The sequence below is a fragment of the Microbacterium rhizophilum genome, assembly GCF_039605615.1.
GTDB classification, from domain to species: domain Bacteria; phylum Actinomycetota; class Actinomycetes; order Actinomycetales; family Microbacteriaceae; genus Microbacterium; species Microbacterium rhizophilus.
On sequence record NZ_JBCNUN010000005.1, the window covers coordinates 20,616 to 42,372 of the forward strand.

At 72.9% G+C, this 21,757-nt stretch carries 18 protein-coding genes; 9 read left to right on the forward strand and 9 right to left on the reverse strand.

Annotated elements, in window-relative coordinates; genetic code table 11:
* Positions 1-17: 17 nt before the first annotated feature.
* Entirely contained in the window at positions 18-620 is a 603-nt protein-coding gene (locus AAD528_RS09990) for a 4'-phosphopantetheinyl transferase family protein (RefSeq protein ID WP_345751931.1), read from the forward strand.
* On the opposite strand, the gene AAD528_RS09995 is transcribed toward AAD528_RS09990, so the two are convergent.
* The 6 genes from AAD528_RS09995 to AAD528_RS10020 all read right to left on the reverse strand — a co-directional run bounded on the left by AAD528_RS09995 (position 604) and on the right by AAD528_RS10020 (position 9,449).
* Positions 604-1,929 carry a M1 family metallopeptidase gene (locus AAD528_RS09995; protein ID WP_345751932.1) on the reverse strand — a complete coding sequence of 442 codons (1,326 nt, stop codon included), beginning with the start codon at positions 1,927-1,929 and terminating at the stop codon, positions 604-606. The genes AAD528_RS09990 and AAD528_RS09995 overlap by 17 nt on opposite strands.
* The gene (locus AAD528_RS10000; protein ID WP_345751933.1) at positions 1,926-5,903 is read right to left on the reverse strand and encodes a Pls/PosA family non-ribosomal peptide synthetase; all 3,978 of its coding nucleotides are present in this window, start codon (positions 5,901-5,903) and stop codon (positions 1,926-1,928) included. The genes AAD528_RS09995 and AAD528_RS10000 overlap by 4 nt, the downstream gene beginning before the upstream one ends.
* A gap of 7 nt (positions 5,904-5,910) precedes the next feature.
* Entirely contained in the window at positions 5,911-6,618 is a 708-nt protein-coding gene (locus AAD528_RS10005) for a hypothetical protein (protein WP_345751934.1), read from the reverse strand.
* A 96-nt stretch (positions 6,619-6,714) separates the two neighbouring features.
* Positions 6,715-7,212 (reverse strand): HNH endonuclease, encoded by a 498-nt coding sequence (locus AAD528_RS10010; RefSeq protein WP_345751935.1) that lies wholly within the window; start codon positions 7,210-7,212, stop codon positions 6,715-6,717.
* A gap of 381 nt (positions 7,213-7,593) precedes the next feature.
* The gene (locus tag AAD528_RS10015) at positions 7,594-8,487 is read right to left on the reverse strand and encodes a M23 family metallopeptidase (RefSeq protein ID WP_345751936.1); all 894 of its coding nucleotides are present in this window, start codon (positions 8,485-8,487) and stop codon (positions 7,594-7,596) included.
* 254 nt (positions 8,488-8,741) lie between these two features.
* Positions 8,742-9,449 (reverse strand): iron-dependent transcriptional repressor DtxR, encoded by a 708-nt coding sequence (locus AAD528_RS10020; protein ID WP_345751937.1) that lies wholly within the window; start codon positions 9,447-9,449, stop codon positions 8,742-8,744.
* A 131-nt stretch (positions 9,450-9,580) separates the two neighbouring features.
* On the opposite strand from AAD528_RS10020, the gene serC reads away from it, so the two are divergent.
* A complete protein-coding gene (serC, locus tag AAD528_RS10025) occupies positions 9,581-10,693 on the forward strand; it encodes a phosphoserine transaminase (RefSeq protein ID WP_345751938.1) in 1,113 nt (370 codons plus the stop codon).
* Between the two features lie 258 nt (positions 10,694-10,951).
* Positions 10,952-12,523 (forward strand): MFS transporter, encoded by a 1,572-nt coding sequence (locus AAD528_RS10030; RefSeq protein WP_345751939.1) that lies wholly within the window; start codon positions 10,952-10,954, stop codon positions 12,521-12,523.
* 63 nt (positions 12,524-12,586) lie between these two features.
* On the opposite strand, the gene AAD528_RS10035 is transcribed toward AAD528_RS10030, so the two are convergent.
* Together AAD528_RS10035 and AAD528_RS10040 are read right to left on the reverse strand one after the other, a co-directional pair.
* Positions 12,587-13,315: a DUF3027 domain-containing protein gene (locus AAD528_RS10035; RefSeq protein ID WP_345751940.1), complete on the reverse strand. Its 729-nt coding sequence runs from the start codon at positions 13,313-13,315 to the stop codon at positions 12,587-12,589.
* The gene (locus AAD528_RS10040; protein WP_345751941.1) at positions 13,308-13,691 is read right to left on the reverse strand and encodes a cold-shock protein; all 384 of its coding nucleotides are present in this window, start codon (positions 13,689-13,691) and stop codon (positions 13,308-13,310) included. The genes AAD528_RS10035 and AAD528_RS10040 overlap by 8 nt, the downstream gene beginning before the upstream one ends.
* 111 nt (positions 13,692-13,802) lie before the next feature.
* On the opposite strand from AAD528_RS10040, the gene AAD528_RS10045 reads away from it, so the two are divergent.
* The 3 genes from AAD528_RS10045 (at position 13,803) to AAD528_RS10055 (ending at position 17,752) form a co-directional block, all read left to right on the forward strand.
* Complete coding sequence (locus AAD528_RS10045) at positions 13,803-14,072, forward strand: multidrug ABC transporter ATPase (protein ID WP_345751942.1); 270 nt, start codon at positions 13,803-13,805, stop codon at positions 14,070-14,072.
* 30 nt (positions 14,073-14,102) lie between these two features.
* A complete protein-coding gene (locus AAD528_RS10050; RefSeq protein ID WP_345751943.1) occupies positions 14,103-15,830 on the forward strand; it encodes a helicase-associated domain-containing protein in 1,728 nt (575 codons plus the stop codon).
* A 281-nt stretch (positions 15,831-16,111) separates the two neighbouring features.
* Positions 16,112-17,752, forward strand: coding sequence for a DNA repair helicase XPB (locus AAD528_RS10055; protein ID WP_345751944.1), 1,641 nt, complete (start codon positions 16,112-16,114; stop codon positions 17,750-17,752).
* 13 nt (positions 17,753-17,765) lie between these two features.
* On the opposite strand, the gene AAD528_RS10060 is transcribed toward AAD528_RS10055, so the two are convergent.
* Positions 17,766-18,638, reverse strand: coding sequence for an aminoglycoside phosphotransferase family protein (locus AAD528_RS10060; RefSeq protein ID WP_345751945.1), 873 nt, complete (start codon positions 18,636-18,638; stop codon positions 17,766-17,768).
* Between the two features lie 102 nt (positions 18,639-18,740).
* Between AAD528_RS10060 and AAD528_RS10065 the strand changes: the two genes are divergently transcribed.
* The 3 genes from AAD528_RS10065 (at position 18,741) to AAD528_RS10075 (ending at position 21,704) form a co-directional block, all read left to right on the forward strand.
* Positions 18,741-19,436: a response regulator transcription factor gene (locus AAD528_RS10065; protein ID WP_135112453.1), complete on the forward strand. Its 696-nt coding sequence runs from the start codon at positions 18,741-18,743 to the stop codon at positions 19,434-19,436.
* Between the two features lie 160 nt (positions 19,437-19,596).
* A complete protein-coding gene (locus AAD528_RS10070) occupies positions 19,597-21,291 on the forward strand; it encodes a sensor histidine kinase (protein ID WP_375339607.1) in 1,695 nt (564 codons plus the stop codon).
* Between the two features lie 125 nt (positions 21,292-21,416).
* Complete coding sequence (locus tag AAD528_RS10075; protein WP_345751946.1) at positions 21,417-21,704, forward strand: WXG100 family type VII secretion target; 288 nt, start codon at positions 21,417-21,419, stop codon at positions 21,702-21,704.
* Positions 21,705-21,757 lie beyond the last annotated feature (53 nt).

Here is a 21,757-nt window from a genome sequence, read left to right on the forward strand (position 1 = left end):
GGACGTACCCTGGGGGCGTGACCCGCACCACGGCCCTCGGACTCGTGCGGCTGGCGTGGGCGGAGGTCGGGGCGGTGGATCGCCGGCGCGACCCGGAATCGGATGCCGCACGGACCTGCGGCTTCCGCGGCGAGCGCCGCGAACTCGGCGACGCGCTGCTCGCCGAGCTGATCGCCGACCTCGCGCCCGGTGCCGGCACGGCGATCCGGCGCCGCTGCCTCCGCTGCGGCGGCGAGGATCACGGCGCCCCGCACCCCGCCGCCGCGCCGGTCGTGGTGAGCGTGAGCTACGCGGGTCGGCTCGTCGTCGCGGCGGCCGCGCGCGACCGAGACGCGGCCTCCCTCGGCGTGGACGCCGAGCGGGGCGCGGGACCGCTGCCCGGCCTCGCGCCGCTGTTCGCCCCGCTCGCCCCGCCGGATCGCGCGGGCTGGACCCGCATCGAGGCGGCGCTCAAGGCCGACGGGCGCGGCCTGCGCGTGCCGCCGGGCGACGTCCGACTCGCGCACGAGGGACCGGGGTTCCTCGCGCACGTCCCCGGCCGCTCCGATCCGATCGAGGTGGTCACGATCGACGACGGCCCGCCGGGCTGCGTCGTCAGCGTGGCTAGAGCGCCTCGCTGACCTCCGCCGGCGCCACAGCGGGTCCCGGGGGCAGGCCCGGCAGCGCGACCTCGTCGAGCCATGGCCCGAGCAGCGTCGAGGCGCCGGTGAGCTCCTCCGTGAGGCGCAGGAAGTCGGCCGTCTTCGCCGTGCCGCCGCGGTGCCCGTCGGTCCAGGCGTGCAGCAGGCCGAAGAACCCGACGTCGCCCACGGTGAGCCGCAGCGCGTGCAGCGCGAGCGCGCCGCGCTTGTAGACGCGGTCGTCGAACATCAGGTCGGGCCCCGGGTCGGACAGCAGGATGTCCTGCGGCTGGCCGGCGAGCTGCCGGTGGTAGCCGAGCGCGAGTGCGTGGGCGGACGGCCCGCCCGAGCGCTCGGACCAGATCCACTCCGCGTAGCAGGCGAAGCCCTCGTTGAGCCAGATGTCGCGCCACCGCGCGACGCCCACGCTGTTGCCGAACCACTGGTGCGCGAGCTCGTGCGCGATGAGTCGCTCCAGGCCACCCTCGCCGTCGATGTGGTTCGCGCCGTACACCGCCATGCCCTGCGCCTCGAGCGGGATCTCGAGGTCATCCGCGGTCACGACCACCGTGTAGCCCTGCAGCGGATACGGGCCGAAGGCGTCCTGGAACACCGCCATCATGCGGCCGAGATCGGCGAAGTCGGCCGTCACGCGCGCCTCGATCGGCCGCGGATACAGGATGGCGCCGGGCACCGTGCCGAGCATCACGTCCCGGCGGGTGTAGCGCCCGATGTGCAGCGCGACCAGGTACGTCGGCGTGGGCGCGTCGAGCGCGAACGTCCAGGTGCGGCGGCCTCGCTGCAGGACGGGCACGACCGGCTGTCCCGCGACCGCCGTGTACGCCGCGTCGGTCGTGACCTCGATCCGGTACGTGGCCTTGTCGCGCGGCAGGTCGTTGCAGGGGAACCACGTGGGCGCGCCCGTCGGCTGCGAGGCGACGAGCACGCCGTCCGCCAGCTCCTCCCAGCCGAGCGGGCCCCAGCGGGTGCCGCGCGCGCGGGGCGATCCGCCATACGCGATCGTGACCGCGAACCGCTCCCCCGCCTCCAGCGCCGTGCCGAACGAGATCCGCAGCTTGCGGTCGGTCTGCCGGTGCTTCGCGTCGGTGCGGCCGGCGATCTTCACGCGCGTGGCGCGCAGACCGACCAGGTCGAGCGAGATCGACTTGGTCCGCTCGCGCACGCGGCCGCTGATCGTGGCGGTGCCGTCGAGCCGGTTCGTGCCGACGCGGTAGTCCAGCGCGAGGTCGTAGTGCGCGATCCGGATGTTGGGGTCGCCGCTGAGCGGGGTGTAGGCGTCCGGTTTCATCGGCTCGCCGCGGCCCCGTCCGCCCGCTCGACCGCCTGGTACGCGCGCACCTTGACGGCGCGCCACGGCCCGATCGGGTTGCCGCTCCAGCGGCTGCCGACCGGGACGGTCTCGCCGCGCATCACGAGCGAGGCCGGCCCGACCGTCGCGGACGATCCGATCGCGGCGGCGGGCAGGATGACGCTGTGCGGGCCGAGCGTGGCGCCCGGTTCCAGCGTGACGGTGTCGATGCTCATCACTCGATCATGGAACAGGTGCGTCTGGACGACGCATCCACGGTTCACGGTCGCTCCGTCGCCGAGCGTCACGAGATCGGGCTCCGGCAGCCAGTAGCTGTCGGTCCAGACGCCGCGGCCGATCTTCGCGCCGAGCGTGCGCAGCCACACCGCGAGAGCGGGCGTGCCCGCCGCGGCGTTGGCGAACCACGGCGCCGCGAGCATCTCGGTGAACGTGTCGGACACCTCGGTGCGCCACACGAAGCTCGACCACAGCGGGTGCTCGCCGGGCCGGATCGGCCCGACGATCACCCACTTCGCCAGCGTGGTGACGCCCGCCGCGACCACGCCCGCGAGAAGCAGCACGATGCCCGAGAGCACGACGGCCCAGACCGGGCCGACCGCGGGGATCAGCCACGCGAGCGTCAGCAGCACGGCCACGCCGAGGGCGCACGTGGCGATCACCGGCACGATGCGACACAGCTCCCACATCGTGCGGGCGACGCGCAGCGAGGTGCGCGGCCGGTACGTGCGCTCCAGGTCCGCCTCGTTCACGATGCGGCGCAGCCGCACGGCGGGCGAGCCGAGCCACGACGATCCGGCCTTGGCCTTGTCCGGTGCGACCGACAGCACCGCGACCAGCGCGTTCTTCGGCACGCGGTGCCCGGCCCCGGCGAGACCCGAGTTTCCGAGGAACGCGCGCTTGCCGATCCGCGCCGGCGCGAGACGCATCCATCCGCCCCGCAGCTCGTAGGTGCCGACCATCGTGTCGTCCGCGAGGAACGCGCCGTCGTCGATCACCGCCATGGACGGGATCAGCAGCACGGTCGACGCCTCGACGTCGCGCCCGACCTTCGCGCCCAGCAGCCGCAGCCACGCGGGCGTGAGCAGGCTCGAGTAGATCGGGAACAGGATCGTCCGGGCCGAGTCGAGCAGGCGCTCGGTCGTCCAGGCCTGCCAGGCGACACGGCCGCGCACGGGGTGCACGCCCTCGACGAGCCCGATCGCGAGCAGCCGGACGAGCCCGACCACGGCGGCCGCGAACACGAGCCCCGTGACGAGCACCGCGGGGATCAGCCACGCGAGCAGTCCCGGAATGGCGTCGGCGAGCGATTCGGCGCCGCGCACGCCGTTCGCCAGCACGAGGCCGCCGACCGCGAACGCCGCGAGCGGCAGCAGCCCGAGCAGCGCCGACGACGCCGCGTAGGCCCAGAGCCAGCGGCGGGGCGCGGGCGGACGCACCGGCGCCAGCGGCGCGGACGTGCCGCCGACGCGTGCGGCCGGAGATCCGGCCCAGCGCTGGCCCGCCTTCACCCGACCGAACACGGCCGAGCCGGGCGCGACCTCCGCGCCCCGGCCGATGCGCGTGCCGGGGGCGAGCGTGCTGCGTGATCCGACGACCGCGCCCGCGCCGATCCGGATGCCGCCGATCCGCACGGTGTCGCCGTCGATCCAGTACCCGGTGAGGTCGACCTCGGGTTCGATCGCGGCACCCGCGCCGACCTGCAGCATGCCCGTGACGGGCGGCAGCGCGTGCAGGTCGACGCCCTCGCCGATGCGCGCCCCGAGCGCCCGGGCGTAGTACGACACCCAGGGCGCCCCCGCGAGCCCGACCGGATCGATCTGGTGCGAGACCTGCTCGGCGAGCCACAGTCGCAGGTGCACGCCGCCGCCGCGCGGATAGTCGCCGGGCCTCACGCCCGCGAGCAGGATCCGCGCCGCGGCCACCGCGATCGCCATGCGTCCGAACGGCGTGGCGAACAGCACGATGCCCAGCAGGATGACCCACCCCGGCGCATCGGGGAGGACCTCGAATCCCGGCGCGAGCTGCAGGATCCAGCCGGCGGCGAGCAGCCACACGAGCCAGCGGGCGCCGCCGAGCGCCAGCAGCGGCGCCGCGAGCAGCGTCTGCAGCCACTGCATCCGCCGGGGCGTGGGCCGGGCGGAGCTGAAGCTCAGCGCGTGGGGCTCGTCGGTCGCCTCCGCCTCGATGGCTGCGGACATCTGCCCGAGCCGCGGCAGGTCGTACACGTCGCCCATCGTGAACTCGGGCGCCCGCGCGCGGATCCGCGACACGAGCTGCGCGGCCGCGAGGGATCCGCCGCCGAGCTGGAAGAAGTCGGCCTTCTCGTCGGCCGGCCGGGTGCCGAGCACCGCGACCCACTGCTCCGCGAGCCACGCGGCGGTGCCGGACAGGGGCGAGTCGCCCGTGTCTCCGGTCTCGAGCGGCCACGGCAACGCGGCCTTGTCGACCTTGCCGGACGTGCGCACGGGCAGGTCGTCCATCACGGCGAGGAGCGGAATGAGCGGCGCGGGCAGGGTCTCGGCGAGCTCGGCGCGCGCGATCTGCCGGTCGAAGCCCTCGGTCGGCACGACATAGCCGACCAGCAGCGACACGCCGCCCTCCGACCGCTGCACCACCACGGCCGCGGCCGACACGGCCGTGAGCGCCTGCAGCGCCGCCTCGACCTCGCCGAGCTCGATGCGACGCCCGCCGATCTTGACCTGGTCGTCCGCGCGTCCCTGGAAGACGAGGCCCTCGGGATCCGCGCGCACCAGGTCGCCCGAGCGGTAGGCGCGGTCCCAGCCGAGCGTCGGCATGGGCGCGTACTTCTCGGCGTCCTTCGCGGGATCCAGGTAGCGCGCGAGCCCGACGCCGCCGATGATCAGCTCGCCCACCTCGCCCTCGCCGACCGGGTGCCCGGCGGTGTCGACCACCGCGAGCGCCCAGCCGTCCAGCGGCAGGCCGATGCGGACGGGATCGCCCGCGGCGAGCGCGGCGCCGTCCATCCGCGCCCCGCATGCGACGACCGTCGCCTCGGTGGGTCCGTACGTGTTCCAGACCTCGCGCTCGTCGCCGACCAGGCGCGCGGCGAGCTCGGGCGGCAGCGCCTCGCCGCCGAAGATCAGCAGCCGCAGGTTCTCGATGGCGTCCTGCGGCCACAGCGCGGCGAGCGTCGGCACGGTCGAGACCACGGTGATCCCGTGTCCGACGAGCCACGGGCCGAGGTCCTCGCCCGAACGGACGAGCGCGCGCGGCGCGGGCACGAGGCACGCGCCGTGGCCCCAGGCCAGCCACATCTCCTCGCACGACGCGTCGAACGCGACCGACAGGCCCGCCAGCACGCGGTCGCCCGGGCCGAGGGGCGCGTCCTGCAAGAACATCCGCGCCTCGGCGTCCACGAACGCGGCCGCCGAGCGGTGGGACACCGCCACGCCCTTGGGCACGCCCGTGGATCCGGACGTGAAGATGATCCACGCGTCGTCGTCCGCCGTGGGCGGCTCGACGATCGAGACGGCATGCGTCGCCGGATGCGGATCCTCGCCGGCGAACAGCGCGGCCTCCGGATCCGGGTCCTCCGCCGCGACGGCGAACGCGCCGCCCGCGCCGATCACGCCGCGCACCCTCGCCTCGCCGAAGACGAGGTCGGCGCGCTCCTGCGGGTCGTCCGCGTCGACCGGCACGTACGCCGCGCCGGCCGCCATGACGCCGAGGATCGCGACATACAGCTCGCGGTCCCCGGACGGCATGCGCACGCCGACGCGGTCGCCGCGCCGCACGCCGTGCTCGTGCAGGCGCGCCGCGGTGCGCCACACCAGTGCGAGCAGCTCGCGGTAGCTGAGCGCTCCCCGCTCGTCCTCGAGCGCGGACGCCTCGGGATGCCGCTGCGCGCTCTCGCGCAGGATGTCGATCAGCGTCCGCACCGGGGGCGCGGCGTCGCTCCGGTCGAAGGCCGTGAGTGCGGCGGCGCTGGTCACGGGCGGTTCAGGAGAGCAGCTCGACGAGCTGCGCCTTCGTCAGGCGCGAGTACCCCGTGCGCTGCTCCGCGCGCGCCCTCCCGCGCAGTTCGACCACGCTCAGCGACGAGAGGCTCGAGGCGTCGAACGGCGCCACGGCCGCCTTCGGCGCGCGCCGACGCGGGGCCCGCTCCTTCTTCACCGCGGGCGCCGGCTGCTCGATCTCGCCGGACTCGACGTCGGCGGGGGCGGAACCCACGGGAGCCTCCTCCACCGGAGCCTGCTCGGCGGGGATCGACGCCGCGCCGGTGTGCTCGACGTCCGGGGCCTCGACGGGCGACGGCGCCTCGCTCTCGTCCGGTGCCTCGATCTCCGAGGGCGCCTCCGGGGTCGACGGCGACTCGTGCACGTCGGCCCGCTTGCGCGCCTTCTTCACGAGCTTCTCGGCGGCCTTCTGCTCGGCGGCGCGGTCGGCGAGCCTCGCCTCGATCTTGCCGGTCGCCTTGCTGAGGGCGGCGACCGCGGCCGTCGCGGTCTTCTCCACCTTGCGCGGCTTGCGGGCGAGCTTCTTCTTCGACACGTCCGCCGCGTCGGCGGCGGCGTCGGCGAGCGAGCGCAGCTTCTTCGCGTCCTTCTTCGGCAGCGACCTGCTGAGCTTCTTCGCGTCCTTCGCCGCGTCGGCTGCGGCGTCGACGGCCGCCTCCGCCGCCTTCTCCGCCTTGGTCCTCTTGGCCACGGTCCAGCCTCCTTCGTCAGAGCCTCGCGCGCCGTGCGGGCGCGTCCGAAGACTTTACCGACCCGAGGGAAACGGCGGGAGAACGACGACGCCCCGTCAGGCGGCGAGGGCCAGGTAGGGCTCCCAGCGCGGGTCGGCGCGCTCGACGCCGCGCACGGTCCAGGCGGTGCCGTGCGGGGGGCGCGGGGTCATCCGCAGCTCCCAGCGCATCTCCTGCGGCGTGCGGTCGCCCTTGACGTTGTTGCAGCGCAGGCAGCACGCGGCGAGGTTCTCCCACGAGTCGGCGCCGCCGCGCGAGCGCGGCAGGATGTGATCGATGGTCGAGGCCGCCTTGCCGCAGTACGCGCAGCGATAGGCGTCGCGCCGCAGGACGCCGCGTCGCGTGACGGGGATCCGCCGGGTCGTCGGCACGCGCACGTAGCGCGTCAGGACGATCACCGCCGGCCGGTCGTACGAGGCGGTGGTGCCCCAGATCGGTTCGTCCTCGTCGTGCTCGATCACGGTCGCCTTGTCGCTCATCACGAGCACCAGGGCTCGCTTGAACGAGATCACGGCGAGCGGCTCGTATCCCGCGTTCAACACCAGCGTGCGCATCAGCATCCTCTCGATGGGTCCCGGACGGCTTCCGGGCTCTCGAACTTCGGCCGCGTCGTGGGTCGGAGGGGTGTGCAGAGACGAGAAAAGGCGCCGTCTAGACAGACGACGCCTCCATGGCCACGGCGGAACCGCGGCTCGCGTGCACGTGATGCCGAAGGACGTAACGCCCGAGCGCATCCATGGTGCGGATGCGAGGTATTCGGTCCATCGGCTTCTCCCTTCGTCCCTCTCGGCGACGGGATCAGGGTAGCCCACCCGCCCGGCGGTCGCGCCCAACGGCGGGTGAATTCCCGGGCGTGTCGACGCGCACGGGCCGCAGACGCGACGAGGCCCGCGCCGGATGGCGCGGGCCTCGTCAGCGATGGCGGCGGCTGCGGATCAGAGCGGCAGCCAGTAGAGCGGGTCGACGAGTCCGCCGTTGACGCGGATCTCGATGTGCAGGTGCGGCGCGGAGGAGGCGCCGGTCGAGCCGACGTAGCCGATGACCTGACCCTTGGTGACGGTCTGACCGGGCGAGACCGCGGCACCGCTCATGTGGGCGTTGCGGACCTCGATCGCCTGGCCGTCGACGGAGGAGTTGTACCGGACCATCAGGCCGTAGCCGCCCGAGTAGCCGGCCGACGAGATGACGCCGTCTGCAATGGCGTAGATGGGCGTGCCGCTGCCGATGAGCATGTCGAGGCCGTCGTGCGTGGCCTGGCTGTGGCCGGCGCCGAGGCTGTCGCCCAGCGAGTAGCCGCCAGGCAGCGGCAGGCCGATGGAGCCGGACGAGGCGGGCGGCGCGGGGATGTTCTGCGGCACCGAGGCGACGGAGGCGGCGTTGCGGGCCGCGGCGGCCGCAGCTGCGGCGGCCTCCTTGGCGCGCTCGGCGGCGGCGCGCTCGGCTTCCTTCTGCGCGATCTCGTCGGGCGTGGTGGCCGCGTAGGACGACCCCGTGACCTCGGGCGACTCGACCTCGGAGGCGACGACGAGCGACTGGGCCGAGCCCGCGGCGACGTCGTGCATCGTCATGGACTCGCCCTCGGACTGGATGGCCGCGTAAGCGGGGAAGGCGACGCCGGCGATCAGGGCGCCGACGGCGGCGACGGTTCCGATCGCGCGGACGGGCCGGATCTTCGGGGCGCCGGCGCGACGGGCGTCGCGCTCGGCGCGGCGGATCGCGGCGCGAATGCTGCCAGCGGTGCGGGCGGGAGTGGCGGCGGGCCGGACGGGGACGAGACTCGTGGTCTTGCCCGTGTCCGTCGACTCGGGGCGTGAAACGTTTTCGGACAAAGGTGATCCTCCATCGCCCCGCGGTTCGGGTCCGCTGGCTCGTCAGCACTGGGTTGTCGGGGCACAGTGTGCGATCCGCGGAAACGACGAGCCATTGAGGCGATTTCCCGCGGAGCAACTCGGGGAGGGTCGCCCCGGGTATCCCCCGAGACTACGGGAAGGTAACGGAATTGTCACGCCCGCACCGGGATACCGGCCTGTCAATCCCCTGGCAGGATCAACCGCGGCCTGAGACGCGCCCGCGCGGCGCCGGATCAGGCGGCGATGCGGTCGTCGACGAGGAAGATGTGCGACGCCAGCTCGACGGGCAGCTCGAGGCCGCCGTCCTTGCCGTCCATCTGCACGAGCACGTAGCCCTCGCTGTAGCGGTAGTCGCCCTCGGCGCCCGGGACGACGCCGGCCTCGCGCAGCTGCTGGAGGAGATCCGGATCGACCTGCGCCGGCTCGGCGAGGCGGCGCACGGTGCCGCGGATGGGCCCGCCCTCGGCGTCGAGGCGCTTCACGAGGCCCACCACACCCTCCTCGAACGTGTGCCCGGCCGCGCCGCCCAGCTGGTCGAGACCCGGGATCGGGTTGCCGTAGGGCGACTCGGTGGGGTGGCCCAGCAGCTCGACGAGGCGTCGCTCGACCTGCTCGCTCATGACGTGCTCCCAGCGGCACGCCTCCTCGTGCACGTACGCCCAGTCGAGGCCGATCACGTCGGACAGCAGGCGCTCGGCGAGGCGGTGCTTGCGCATCACGTCCACGGCCTTCTGGCGACCGGCGTCCGTGAGCTCGAGGCGGCGGTCGAGACCGACGACGACGAGGCCGTCGCGCTCCATCCGCCCGACCGTCTGCGAGACCGTCGGCCCGGAGTGGCCCAGCCGCTCGGAGATCCGCGCGCGCAGCGGCACGATGTTCTCCTCCTCGAGCTCGAGGATGGTGCGGAGGTACATCTCGGTGGTGTCGATCAGGTCGGTCATGGCAGCCCTGTCAGAAGAAGCGGTTCGCGCGGTACTCAGGCAATCCTAACGACCGGGACCGACACCGGGCGGGACGTCCCCCGGCGTAACGGAACGGGGAGCGCCCGGGGCGCGCCAATATGCTGGGGCGCATGACGCTGACGATCCCCGCCGACCTCCTGCCCGCCGACGGACGCTTCGGATGCGGCCCCTCGAAGGTGCGCGTGGAGCAGGTCGAGGCGCTCGCCGCGGTCGGCACGTCGCTGCTGGGGACCTCGCACCGCCAGGCGCCCGTGAAGAACCTCGTCGCGAGCGTCCGCGAGCACCTCGCCGAGCTGTTCCGTCTGCCCGACGGGTACGAGATCGTGCTGGGCAACGGCGGATCGACAGCGTTCTGGGATGCCGCCGCGTTCGGCCTCATCGAGCGCCGCAGCCAGAATCTGACGTTCGGCGAGTTCGGCGGCAAGTTCGCCAAGGCCGCCAGGGCGCCGTGGCTCGAGGCCCCGGACGTGCGCGACGCCGCCCCGGGCTCGCGCGTCTCGGCCGAGCCCGTCGCGGGCGTGGACGTGTACGCCTGGCCGCACAACGAGACGTCGACCGGCGTCGCGGCGCCCGTCGCCCGCGTGCGCGGCGACGAGGGCGCGCTCACGGTGATCGACGCGACGAGCGCCGCCGGCGGCATCGACTTCGACGTCGCCGAGACGGACGTCTACTACTTCGCGCCGCAGAAGAACCTCGGATCGGACGGCGGCCTCTGGTTCGCCGCGCTGTCGCCCGCCGCGATCGAGCGGATCGAGCGGATCGCCGCATCCGGTCGCTACATCCCCGAGTTCCTCAGCCTGTCGCAGGCCGTCGCGAACTCCCGCCTGCAGCAGACGCTGAACACCCCCGCGCTCGCGACGCTGCACCTGCTCGACAGCCAGCTGGGCTGGATCCTCGGCAACGGCGGCCTGGAGTGGGCCGCGGCCCGCACCGCCGAGTCGTCCGGCGCGCTGTACGCGTGGGCGGAGGCGTCGGACGTCGCGACGCCGTTCGTCGCGGACCCGGAGCACCGCTCCCCCGTCGTGGTGACGATCGACTTCGACGAGTCCGTCGACGCCGCCGCGGTCGCGAAGACCCTGCGCGCCAACGGCGTCGTCGACACCGAGCCCTACCGCAAGCTCGGCCGCAACCAGCTGCGCGTGGCGACCTTCGTCTCGATCGAGCCGGATGACGTGCGCCAGCTCATCCGGTCGATCGACTACGTCCTCGAATCGCGGCGCTGACTCGCGAGCGCCTGACCTCCTCCTCGACGCACCCTCGGCATCCGCCGGGGGTGCGTCCTCTTTCGTGTCGGAATTCGGAATCGACGTCCAGATCCGGTTGCTAACGCGCACGCGTATGCCGCGCGATCCGGGCGCTGTCAAATCGAGGCCCACTCGTTTTCGATCGAACCGGATTCTCGGTATGGTCGGGGCTTTGGTGTCCGCGCCCCCACGCGCCAGGGCACCTGTCGATACGCACCGAACGATACGAAACGAGTGATGACATTGATCTCCAGCAGCAGTGAGCCGCCGAAGGCCAATCGGGTGGACGTCGCGCCCGCGGTCCGCAAGCCTCGACGGCAGTCCCGCAGGCTCCGCGTCGACGACGTGCTGGTGGTGAAGCGCTCGCGCATCCGCACCGCCATCTCCGGCACCGTGGTCGGCAACTTCATGGAGTGGTTCGACTTCGGCATCTACGGCTACCTCGCCGTCACGATGACCTCGGTGTTCACGGAGGGCCTCCCCGCCCAGGCCGGCCTCCTCGTCACCCTCTTCGGCTTCGCCGTCTCCTTCCTGGTCCGACCGCTCGGCGGCGCCATCCTCGGCCCCATCGGCGACCGGATCGGACGCCAGAAGGTCCTCTTCTTCACCATGGCGATGATGGCCGCCTCGACCGCGCTGATCGGCGTGCTGCCGACGGCCGCGCAGATCGGCCTCTGGGCGATCGTGCCGCTGTACCTGCTGAAGATGGTGCAGGGCTTCTCGACCGGCGGCGAGTACGCCGGCGCCACCACCTACGTCGCCGAGTTCTCACCCGACAGCCGCCGCGGCTACTGGTCGTCGTGGCTCGACGCGGGCTCGTACCTCGGCTTCGCCGCGGGCGCGTCGACCGTCGCGCTCACCACGCTGATCGTCGAGTCGACGTCCGGCGCGGGCGCCATGGTCGAGTACGGCTGGCGCATCCCGTTCCTCGTCGCGCTCCCGCTCGGCGTGGCCGCGATCTGGCTGCGCTCGCGCATCCCGGAGACGCCCGCGTACGAGGTGGCCGAGTCGACCGGCGAGACGAAGGCCGACGCCGCCGACCCGATGGCGCGCCACGGCATCATCGGCATCTTCCGCCACTACTGGCGCCAGATCCTGATCGCCATGGCGATCGTCGCCGCCACCAACACGGCCGGCTACGCGCTGACGAGCTACATGCCGACGTACCTCGAGACCGAGGTCGGCGTCTCGAACCTGCTCGCCGCGATGGCCACGGTCCCCGTGCTGATCGTGATGTCCGCGTGCCTGCCGCTGGTCGGTCACCTCTCGGACCGCATCGGCCGCAAGCCGGTGTACCTGCTCGGGTCGGCCTCGACCCTCGTGCTGATCCTGCCGGCGTTCGCGCTGCTGCAGACGGGCCAGATCTGGGCCGTCTTCGTGGCGCTCGCGCTGTGCGCCGTGCCCGTGGCCCTGTGGATCGGACCGTCGGCCGCCGCGCTGCCGGCGCTGTTCCCGACCGCGTCGCGCTTCGGTGCGATGGCGATCGCGTACAACCTGTCGGTGTCGCTGTTCGGCGGGACCACGCCGCTGTTCAGCGAGTGGCTGATCCAGCTGACGGGCAACTCGTTCATGCCGGCGTTCTACATCATGTTCTTCGGCCTGATCGCGGGTCTCGCGGTCCTGCCGATGCGCGAGTCGGCCCGTCGGCCGCTGCTCGGCTCGGTGCCGACCGTCGAGTCGCGCGACGAGGCCACGGCCCTGGTCGCGGGACAGGACGAGAACCCGCTGATCGACACGCGCACGATGCCGCTCGAGATGGTGCAGCCGCCCGTCGAGGAGCGCCTGGCGCGCGAGCCCGCCAGGGCCTGACGACCCTGCGGAAGCAGAACGGCGCCCCGGTCTCCGGGGCGCCGTTCTCGTTCTCGTGGACTGTCAGTCCTCGTCCTCGTCCTCGTCGGAGTCGTCGTCCTCGGACTCGTCGTCGGAGTAGTCGTCCTCCGACTCGTCATCGTCCGAGTCGTCCTCGTCCGGATCCAGCGTGTCGATGTCGACGCCGTCGACGTCTCCCGCGTGCAGGATCGGGGAGCCGTCCTCGTCGAAGTCGTCGTCTTCGATCTCGTCGCCCTCCTCGTCGCCCTCGATCTCGTCGCCCTGGTCCTCGGCGGCGAGCGCGGCGGCCTCCGCCGCCGCGGCCGCCTGCGCGGCCTGGTACTCCTTGAGGCGGACGGCCCAGGGCACCCACTCGGGGGCCAGCAGAGCGTCATCGCCCGGCAGCAGCTCGGCCTCGAGCACGGTCGGGTCGGAACCCTCGACGACCGCGAGCGAGACGGTCCAGAACCAGCCGGGGTAGCCCAGCAGCGTGTTCTCGAACCGCAGCGAGACGGCTCCGCCGCGCTCGACGCTGTGCCCGGCCGGCGGGCCGACGGTCGACGCCGGCGTGATCTCGTGCAATGCCGCGAGGGCGAGGTCGTGCGCCTCGAGCAGGCGGCGATCCGGCTCGGGAAGCTCCTCCGGCGCGTCCGCGACGGGCTCCTCCACGACAGGCTCGGCCGCGACGGGCTCGATGTCGACGACCTCGGCCTCCGCCACGGGCGACGCGGCCACCTCCACCTCGGGCGTCTCCGCCTCGGTGCCCTCGCGGGGCTCGGGCGCGTCAGACATCGAGCTCGTCCGCGACCTTGCGCAGCACGGCCGAGATCTTCCGCGCGTGGGCGCTCGACGGGTAGTGGCCGCGGCGCAGGTCGCCGCCGATGCCGTCGAGCAGCTTCACGAGATCCTCGACGATGACCGCCATGTCGTCCGCCGGCTTGCGCTTGGCCTTGACGAGGCTCGGCGGAGCCTCGAGCACGCGCACCGAGAGCGCCTGCAGGCCCTTGCGGCCGTCGGCCACGCCGAACTCGAGGCGCGTGCCCGGCTTCGGCGCCGGCGTCCCCGCGGGCAGGGCGCTGGCGTGCAGGAAGACGTCCTCGCCGTCGTCCGTGGCGATGAAGCCGAAGCCCTTGTCCTCGTCGTAGAACCTGACCTTGCCGGTGGGCATGACACAACCTCGATATGAGCGCAGAATCCGAGCCTTCAGACAGAAGGGCGGGACCGACCGATCCCGCCCTTCCAGCCTATCGCGCCGACGCATGCGGCTAGTCTGGGGAGGATGAGCAGCAACTCCCCCGCGGACCCGCCGGTCCGGCGCATCGACCGCGTTCTCGCGTTCATGGCGCTCGGCATCGCGGTGCTCTCGGTGCTGTGCTTCTTCGCGATCATGATCTCCACGGCGGCGGGCATGCAGCACGCCGACTACGCGACGGGCGTCTGGCCCATCGTCGCGGTGCTGCCGCTCGTGGGACTGCCCATCGCGTTCCTCCTGATCGTGGCCCTGCTCATCATGAGCATCGTGCGAAGGGGCAAGGCCGGGCGGTCCTGACCCCCGCCACCCCGTGACCCCCCGAGCGCCGTGAACAGCACTGACCTCTCATCGGCTCCGCGGCCGGGAGTCGCGGATGCGCGCGCGCTCGCGGAGCGCCTCGCGCGAGCGGGCGACGACGAGCTGGCCCGGCTGATCGCGGGGCGCCGCGTGCCGGCGAACGCGAACTGGCACGACTTCTTCGACGCGGCCGAGGCGCTCCTGGCGCCCGAGTCGATCGCACGCGCGGTGGCCGAGCTGCCGCGGGACGCGCTCGCCGATCTCGCCGCGGGCACGGGACCCGAGCGGCTCGGCCTGACCGATGCCGCGGGCATCCCATACGCGGCGGTGCGCGCCGCGCTGGGCGACGCCGCCCCCGTGCGCACGCCGGACAGCGCCCCCGCGCCCGCGACGGAGGCCGCCGCCGCGCACGCCGCCGAGCGCGCGTTCACCACGACGTCCGCGCTGGCCGATCTGGTGCTGCTGACGCTGCGCGTGCCCCTGTCGCGCGTCGGGACCGGCGCCGTGGGCGCCGCGGACCGGCGCAGGATGGCGCAGGACGAGATCGTGCGCGATCCGGATGACGCGGACGACCTCGTCGCGCTCGCCGAGGCGGGCGGCCTGCTCACCGTGTCCGACCGGAACTGGCTCGTGTCGGCGGACGGCGCGGCCTGGGTGCGCGCATCGAGCGGCGAGCGCTGGGCGCGCCTCGTCACGGCGCTGCGCGACGCCCTGCCCGCCGGGCTGCGCGCGGCGGGGGGCGGATGGATCGACCCCGCCCTGTGGCCCGATGCCTACCCGCTCGACGAGACCTGGCCGGCCCGCGCCGACCGCTGGCGCCGGCTGCTGCGCCTCGCGGGACTCGCGACCGAGGGCGCCACCGCGTCGTGGGACGCCGAGCCCCCGTGGGCGACCCCGCTGCGCGAGGGCCGCGCCGCGGATCCGGCGCCGCTGGTGGCGCTGCTGCCGCACGAGGTCGACAAGGTCTTCCTGCAGAACGACCTCACGGCGATCTCGCCCGGCCCGCTCGCCCCCGCGCTCGACGTGCGCCTGCAGAGCCTCGCGGTCCGCGAGTCGCACGCCCAGGCCTCGTCCTACCGCTTCACGGAGGCGTCGCTGGCGGGTGCGCTGTCCGCGGGCGAGACGGCGGAGAGCATCCTGTCGTTCCTGTCCTCGCTCTCCCTGACCGGGGTGCCGCAGCCGCTCGAGTACCTCGTGCAGCGGATCGCCGACCGGCACGGGCTGGTGCGGGTATCGCTCGACTCCGATAGCGGGCACACGATCGTCTCGAGCCGCGACCACGCCCTGCTCGAGACCATCGCGGTCGATCAGGCGCTCCGGGCGCTCGGCCTCGTGCCGACCGGCCGCATGCTGCGCACCCGCGCGTCCCGGGAGGCCGTCTACTGGGCGCTCGCCGACGCCAAGTACCCGGTCGTCGCGCTCGACGAGGAGGGCGGATCCGAGACGCTCGAGCGCAACCGCGTCGCGTCAGCGCCGTCCCCCACCCCTCCCCTCGCCCGCCACGCCACGCTGATCCAGACCCTCCGCGCCGCACACAACGGCGACGCGGACGCCGCATGGCTCGAGCGCGAGCTCGAGACCGCCGTGCGCGCGAAGGCGCTGCTGGAGGTGGACGTGGCGCTGCCCGACGGATCGACGCGCACGTTCGCGCTGGAGGCCACCGGCCTCGGGGGCGGGCGCCTGCGGGGCCGCGACCGCGGCGCCGACGTCGAGCGCACGCTGCCCGTCAGGAGCATCACCGCCGTCCGCCCGCTGTAATTCCCTGGCCGCGCACGATCGACCGCTCGGCCGGCGCCGGGTGTCGTCGGGAGCCGGACTGGTATCGGTGCGAACGAAGTGAGCGTGGAGCGGAGCGACTGCCGACCATCTCGAGAACGGGACATCCAAGGGATGGAGCGCCAGCGACAGCGACCGAGCGCGAGTCCCGGCGCGAAGCGTCGGGCGAGTGATCGATGACTCGCACTGCGCTGCCCCGCGAAAGCGGGAAGGAAACAGCGCGATCGATCCCGCGCGGCCAGGAAAAGGTAGACTGGTGGGCTATGGCTGATGGCCCCTTGATCGTGCAGAGCGACCGCACCGTGCTGCTCGAGGTCGCGCATCCGGATGCGGAGACGGCGCGGCACGAGCTCGCGATCTTCGCCGAGCTGGAGCGCGCACCCGAGCACATCCACACCTACCGGATCACCCGTCTCGGGCTCTGGAACGCCCGCGCGGCCGGGCACACCGCCGACGACATGCTCCAGACCCTGGATCGCTGGTCGCGCTTCCCCGTGCCGCCGTCCGTGTCCGTGGACATCCGCGAGACCGTGAACCGGTACGGCCGCCTGACGATCCGGCGCGGCGATGACGGCGAGCTGCTGCTCACGTCGACGGATCGCGCGGTGCTCGCGGAGGTCTCGCGCAACAAGCGCATCCAGCCGCTGCTCATCGCCCAGCCGACGCCCGAGACGTACGTCGTCGACGCGTGGGCGCGCGGCCACATCAAGCAGGAGCTGCTCAAGATCGGCTGGCCGGCCGAGGATCTCGCCGGCTACACGCCGGGCACGCCCCACCCCATCGACCTCGCCGAGGACGGCTGGTCGCTGCGCCCCTACCAGCGCGAGGCGGTCGAGAAGTTCCACGACGGCGGATCCGGCGTCGTCGTGCTTCCCTGCGGCGCCGGCAAGACGCTCGTGGGCGCGGCCGCGATGGCCGAGACCAAGACGACCACGCTGATCCTGGTGACCAACACCGTGTCGGCGCGGCAGTGGCGCGACGAGCTCCTCAAGCGCACGTCGCTCACGCCCGAGGAGATCGGCGAGTACTCGGGGCAGGTGAAGGAGGTCAGGCCGGTCACGATCGCGACCTACCAGATCCTGACCGCGCGCCGGAAGGGCGAGTACCCGCACCTCGCGCTGCTGAACGCCCTCGACTGGGGGCTGATCGTCTACGACGAGGTGCATCTGCTGCCCGCGCCGGTGTTCAAGCTCACCGCCGATCTGCAGGCGCGTCGCCGCCTGGGCCTCACCGCCACGCTCGTGCGCGAGGACGGCCGCGAGGGCGACGTGTTCAGCCTCATCGGCCCCAAGCGCTTCGATGCGCCGTGGAAGGAGATCGAGGCGCAGGGCTTCATCTCCCCCGCGGCCTGCTACGAGGTGCGCGTCGACCTGCCGCCGAGCGAGCGCCTCGAGTACGCCGCGAGCGCCGACGAGGACCGCTACCGCCTCGCGTCGACGGCGCCCGCGAAGATCGACGTGGTGCGCAGCCTGATCGCCAAGCACCCGGGCGAGCAGATCCTGGTCATCGGTCAGTACCTCGAGCAGCTCGATGAGCTGTCGGAGGCGCTGAACGCCCCGAAGATCACCGGATCGACCCCGGTCGACGAGCGCGAGCGACTGTTCCAGGCATTCCGCGAGGGCACGATCAACCTGCTCGTGGTCTCGAAGGTCGCGAACTTCTCGGTGGACCTGCCGGAGGCGTCCGTCGCGATCCAGGTGTCCGGATCGTTCGGCTCGCGCCAGGAGGAGGCCCAGCGCCTGGGCCGCCTGCTGCGCCCGAAGCAGAGCGAGCACACCGCGAGCTTCTACACGCTGATCGCGCGCGACACGGTCGACCAGGACTTCGCCCAGAACCGCCAGCGCTTCCTCGCCGAGCAGGGCTACAGCTACACGATCCTCGACGCGGAGCGGTTGGCCGCGTAGCGGGTCCCCGACGTCAGACGAGGGGATCCGCCAGCACCTCCGCGAGGATGCGCCGCTGCGCGCCCTCCGCGTCCGGACTCGACTGACCCGACAGCGTCGCGAGCGCCTTCCACAGCGCCCATCCGCGGGCACGCCGCCACGTCGCGTCGTCGAGGCCGGCCGCCTCACGGAACGCGGTACGGGCGTCGCCGGTGAAGTGGGTCCAGGCGATCGCCAGGTCGGAGGCCGGATCGCCGACGCCGCACGTCCCGAAATCGATCAGCGCCGACAGCCGTCCCCGTTCCACCAGCAGGTTGCCGACCGCGACGTCGCCGTGGAACCACACGGGTGCCGACGTCCAAACACTCGTCGTCGCGCGCAGCCAGATCTCCGCACAGGCCGCCGCGTCGATCTCGTCGCGGAGAAGCTCGAGCGCGACCTGCACCTCATCGCCGTAGGCGCCGGGGTGGCACCCGCGGTAGAACGAGTGGCGGCCCGCGGCCCGCCCCGCCCCCGTGGGAAGGGACCTGAGCGTCGTGAGCACCGCGCCCAGGTCGCGCGCGAGCGCGATCTGGTCGGCGCCGGCAGCGGTGTCCATCGTCGTGCCGGGCAGCCATCGCCGCACAGACCACGGAAGCGGATAGCCGTCCGCGGGCGCGCCGATCGCGAGCACCTCCGGCACAGCCACGTCGAGACGGCCGGCGAGGAAGCGCAGCGCGCGCTCCTCCTTCGCCACGGCGGCGGCATACCCGTCGGCGCTGGGCAGGCGAGCGCACAGCTCGTCGCCGAGCCGGAACGTCCGGTTGTCCCATCCCTGCCGCGGAACGGCTCGGACCGGCAGCCCGCTCCACCGCGGGAACTGGTCCGCGACGAGGCCTGCCACCAGGGCTTCATCGATCTCGATCACGGCTCACCTCCTCCGGGCGCGAAGAATACTCCTCTTGTTCGCTTTCGGCCGATCCGGGCCGAAATCCGCCCGGATCCGAGGCCAGGCGGACATAATGGGGCCATGACCGCACCGCGCATCCTGGTCGTCGACGACGAGCCCAACATCCGAGACCTGCTCTCGCAGAGCCTGCGGTTCGCGGGCTTCCAGGTGAAGACCGTCGGCAACGGCGCCGCGACGATCTCCGCCGTGCTGGAGGAGGAGCCCGACCTGATCGTGCTCGATGTGATGCTGCCCGATATGAACGGCTTCAGCGTCACCACCCGGCTCCGGGACCACGGCTTCACCGCGCCGATCCTGTTCCTCACCGCGAAGGACGAGACCGAGGACAAGATCAAGGGCCTGAACGCCGGCGGCGACGACTACGTCACGAAGCCCTTCAGCCTCGATGAGATCGTCGCGCGCATCCAGGCCATCCTGCGCCGCACGATGCAGGACACCGAGGACGAGCAGGTGATCCGCGCCGGCGAGCTGACGATGGATCAGGACACGCACGACGTGTTCGTCGGCGACGCGCAGATCGACCTGAGCCCCACGGAGTTCAAGCTGCTGCGCTACCTCATGCTGAACCCCAACCGCGTGCTGTCCAAGGCGCAGATCCTCGACCACGTGTGGGAGTACGACTTCAACGGCGATGCGGGCATCGTCGAGAGCTACATCTCCTACCTGCGCCGCAAGATCGATCCGCACGCCTCGGAGTCGCTCATCCAGACCAAGCGCGGCTTCGGCTACATGCTCAAGGTCGACAAGGCGGGCTGACCCGTCTCCCCGCCGCGGGGATCCACGAAAGAGGCACGTCCTGGCGAAGAAGACCGACGCGGTCACCGCATGGTGGCGGCGGATCAGCCTGCGGGCCAAGGTCACCGGCGTCACGGTGACCGTGCTGGCGCTCGGGCTGATGGCCGCCGGCATCGGCACCATGCCGATCCTGCGCCAGGCGCTGCTGAACAACATCAACTCCTCGCTCACGCAGCTGGCGGGCACGGCGGTCGGCGAGCAGCTGTTCAACGTGTCGGCGGGCGGCACGGACGGCCCGGTGTTCACGCCGAAGGCCAACGCGCCGCGCACCGACTACTTCGTCGCCATCTACGGGCCCGACGGCGACCTGCTGGCCACCGCCGGCGGTCAGGGGCCCGATCACCCGCGCCCGCGCTTCCCGGCCTCGTTCGGCACGGACTACGCGTACTCCCACCAGGGCGGCTTCATCGAGCTGTCCGGCACGACGGGAGATGAGGCCGTGTTCCGCGCGTCGTTCGCGGTGCAGCAGTTCGCGGGCAGCAACCGCATCTTCACCCAGATGGTGGCGCGTCCGCTGACCGAGGTGGAGAACGTGGTCGGCACGTACTTCGGCATCTTCTTCCTGGTCGCGATCGTGACGATCATCGGCGGCGCGCTCCTCACGCGCTGGGCCGTGACGCTGACCTTCCGCCGGTTCGGTCAGGTCGAGACGACGGCCATGTCCATCGCGGCGGGCGACTTCAGCCAGCGCTTGAGCGACATCGAGCCGCGCACCGAGATCGGCCGGCTCAAGGCCGCCATCAACACCATGCTCGACCGGATCGACATCGCCATCGCCGAGCGCGACGCGACCGTGCGCCAGATGCGCCGGTTCGTGGGCGACGCGAGCCACGAGCTGCGCACCCCGCTCGTGAGCGTGCGCGGCTACGCCGAGCTGTACCGGATGGGCGCGATCCAGGGCGAGGGCGACACCGCCCGCGCGATGGAGCGGATCGAGAAGGAGGCGATCCGGATGGGCGTGCTCGTCGAGGATCTCCTCGCGCTCGCGCGCCTGGACGAGAAGCGCGAGCTCGACATCCAGCCGCTGGACCTGCGCCCGATCGCGCGCGACGCGGCGCTCGACGTGCGCGTGGCGGAGCCCGGCCGCGTCGTGACCGTGGTCGACACGACGATCGAGGCGCTCACCGGGCCCATCGCGCTGCAACGGCCCGAACCGGTCGGCGACGAGGCGACCGAGACCGAATCGCACCGGCGGCTTCCCCGCACGCTGACGGCGGCCACCGAGGGACTGTCGTCGCTGCTGCGGCGACGCCCGAGGGCGGCGGGCGATCCGAACACGGGCGAGGGGCCCGTCGCCGACGGCGCCGAGGCGCCCGGCGTGCCGCCGCTGGACTTCCCCGCGCTCGATTTCACCGTGCCCCAGTCCCTGCGCCCCGTCGCGGTGCCGCCGGTCGTGCTCGGCGAGGAGCACCGGGTGCGCCAGGTGGTGGCGAACCTGCTCGGCAACGCGCGCCGCTTCAGCCCCGAGGGCTCGCCCATCGAGCTCGAGGTCGGCGTGGACGTCGGAGCGGCGATGGGCTGGATCGCCGTGGTGGATCACGGCGAGGGCGTGCCCGAGGCCATCCGCGACCAGATCTTCGAGCGCTTCTGGCGCGCCGACACCTCCCGCGCCCGCGAGACCGGCGGCAGCGGCCTGGGGCTCGCGATCGTCGCCTCGATCGTGGAGGCGTTGCGCGGATCCGTCCGCGTGCTGGACACGCCCGGCGGCGGGGCGACGTTCCGCGTCGCGTTCCCGCTCGCGCCGCGGCCCGACGACGACCTCGACCTCGCCGAGACGCGTCCGGTGCCGCGGGTCCGCGGCGAGCTGCCCGGCTGACCCGCTCGCTCGTCCACAGCGCCTTCCCGCGCACCGTGTGATCCCGGATCCGGGGATCGCCGTTCCCGGGGTGTGCGCGCTTCCTAGCGTGGGGGCATCCACCCCTCCGACCCCAGGGAGCAGAAATGGCCATCTTCAGCGTCGACACCGAGGCGGTCGCCGCCGCCAACGGACAGGCCCTCGCCACGGCCGGCCAGCTGCGCACCGTGACGGCGGCCCTCAGCGGTCAGCTGGCGCAGCTCGAGCCGGTCTGGACCGGCGCCAGCGCCGGGGCCTTTCAGGCCGCACTAGCGCAGTGGAAGTCCGCGCAGCAGGCCGTGGAGCAGGCGCTCGACGGACTGGGCCGCACGCTGGGCGCCGCGAGCTCGCAGTATGCGGAGGCCGAGCGGCTGACCTCCGGCATGTTCCGCTGACCCGACGGCGGACACGGCGGAGGGCGGGGCGCGCGTGGCGCCCCGCCTTCCGC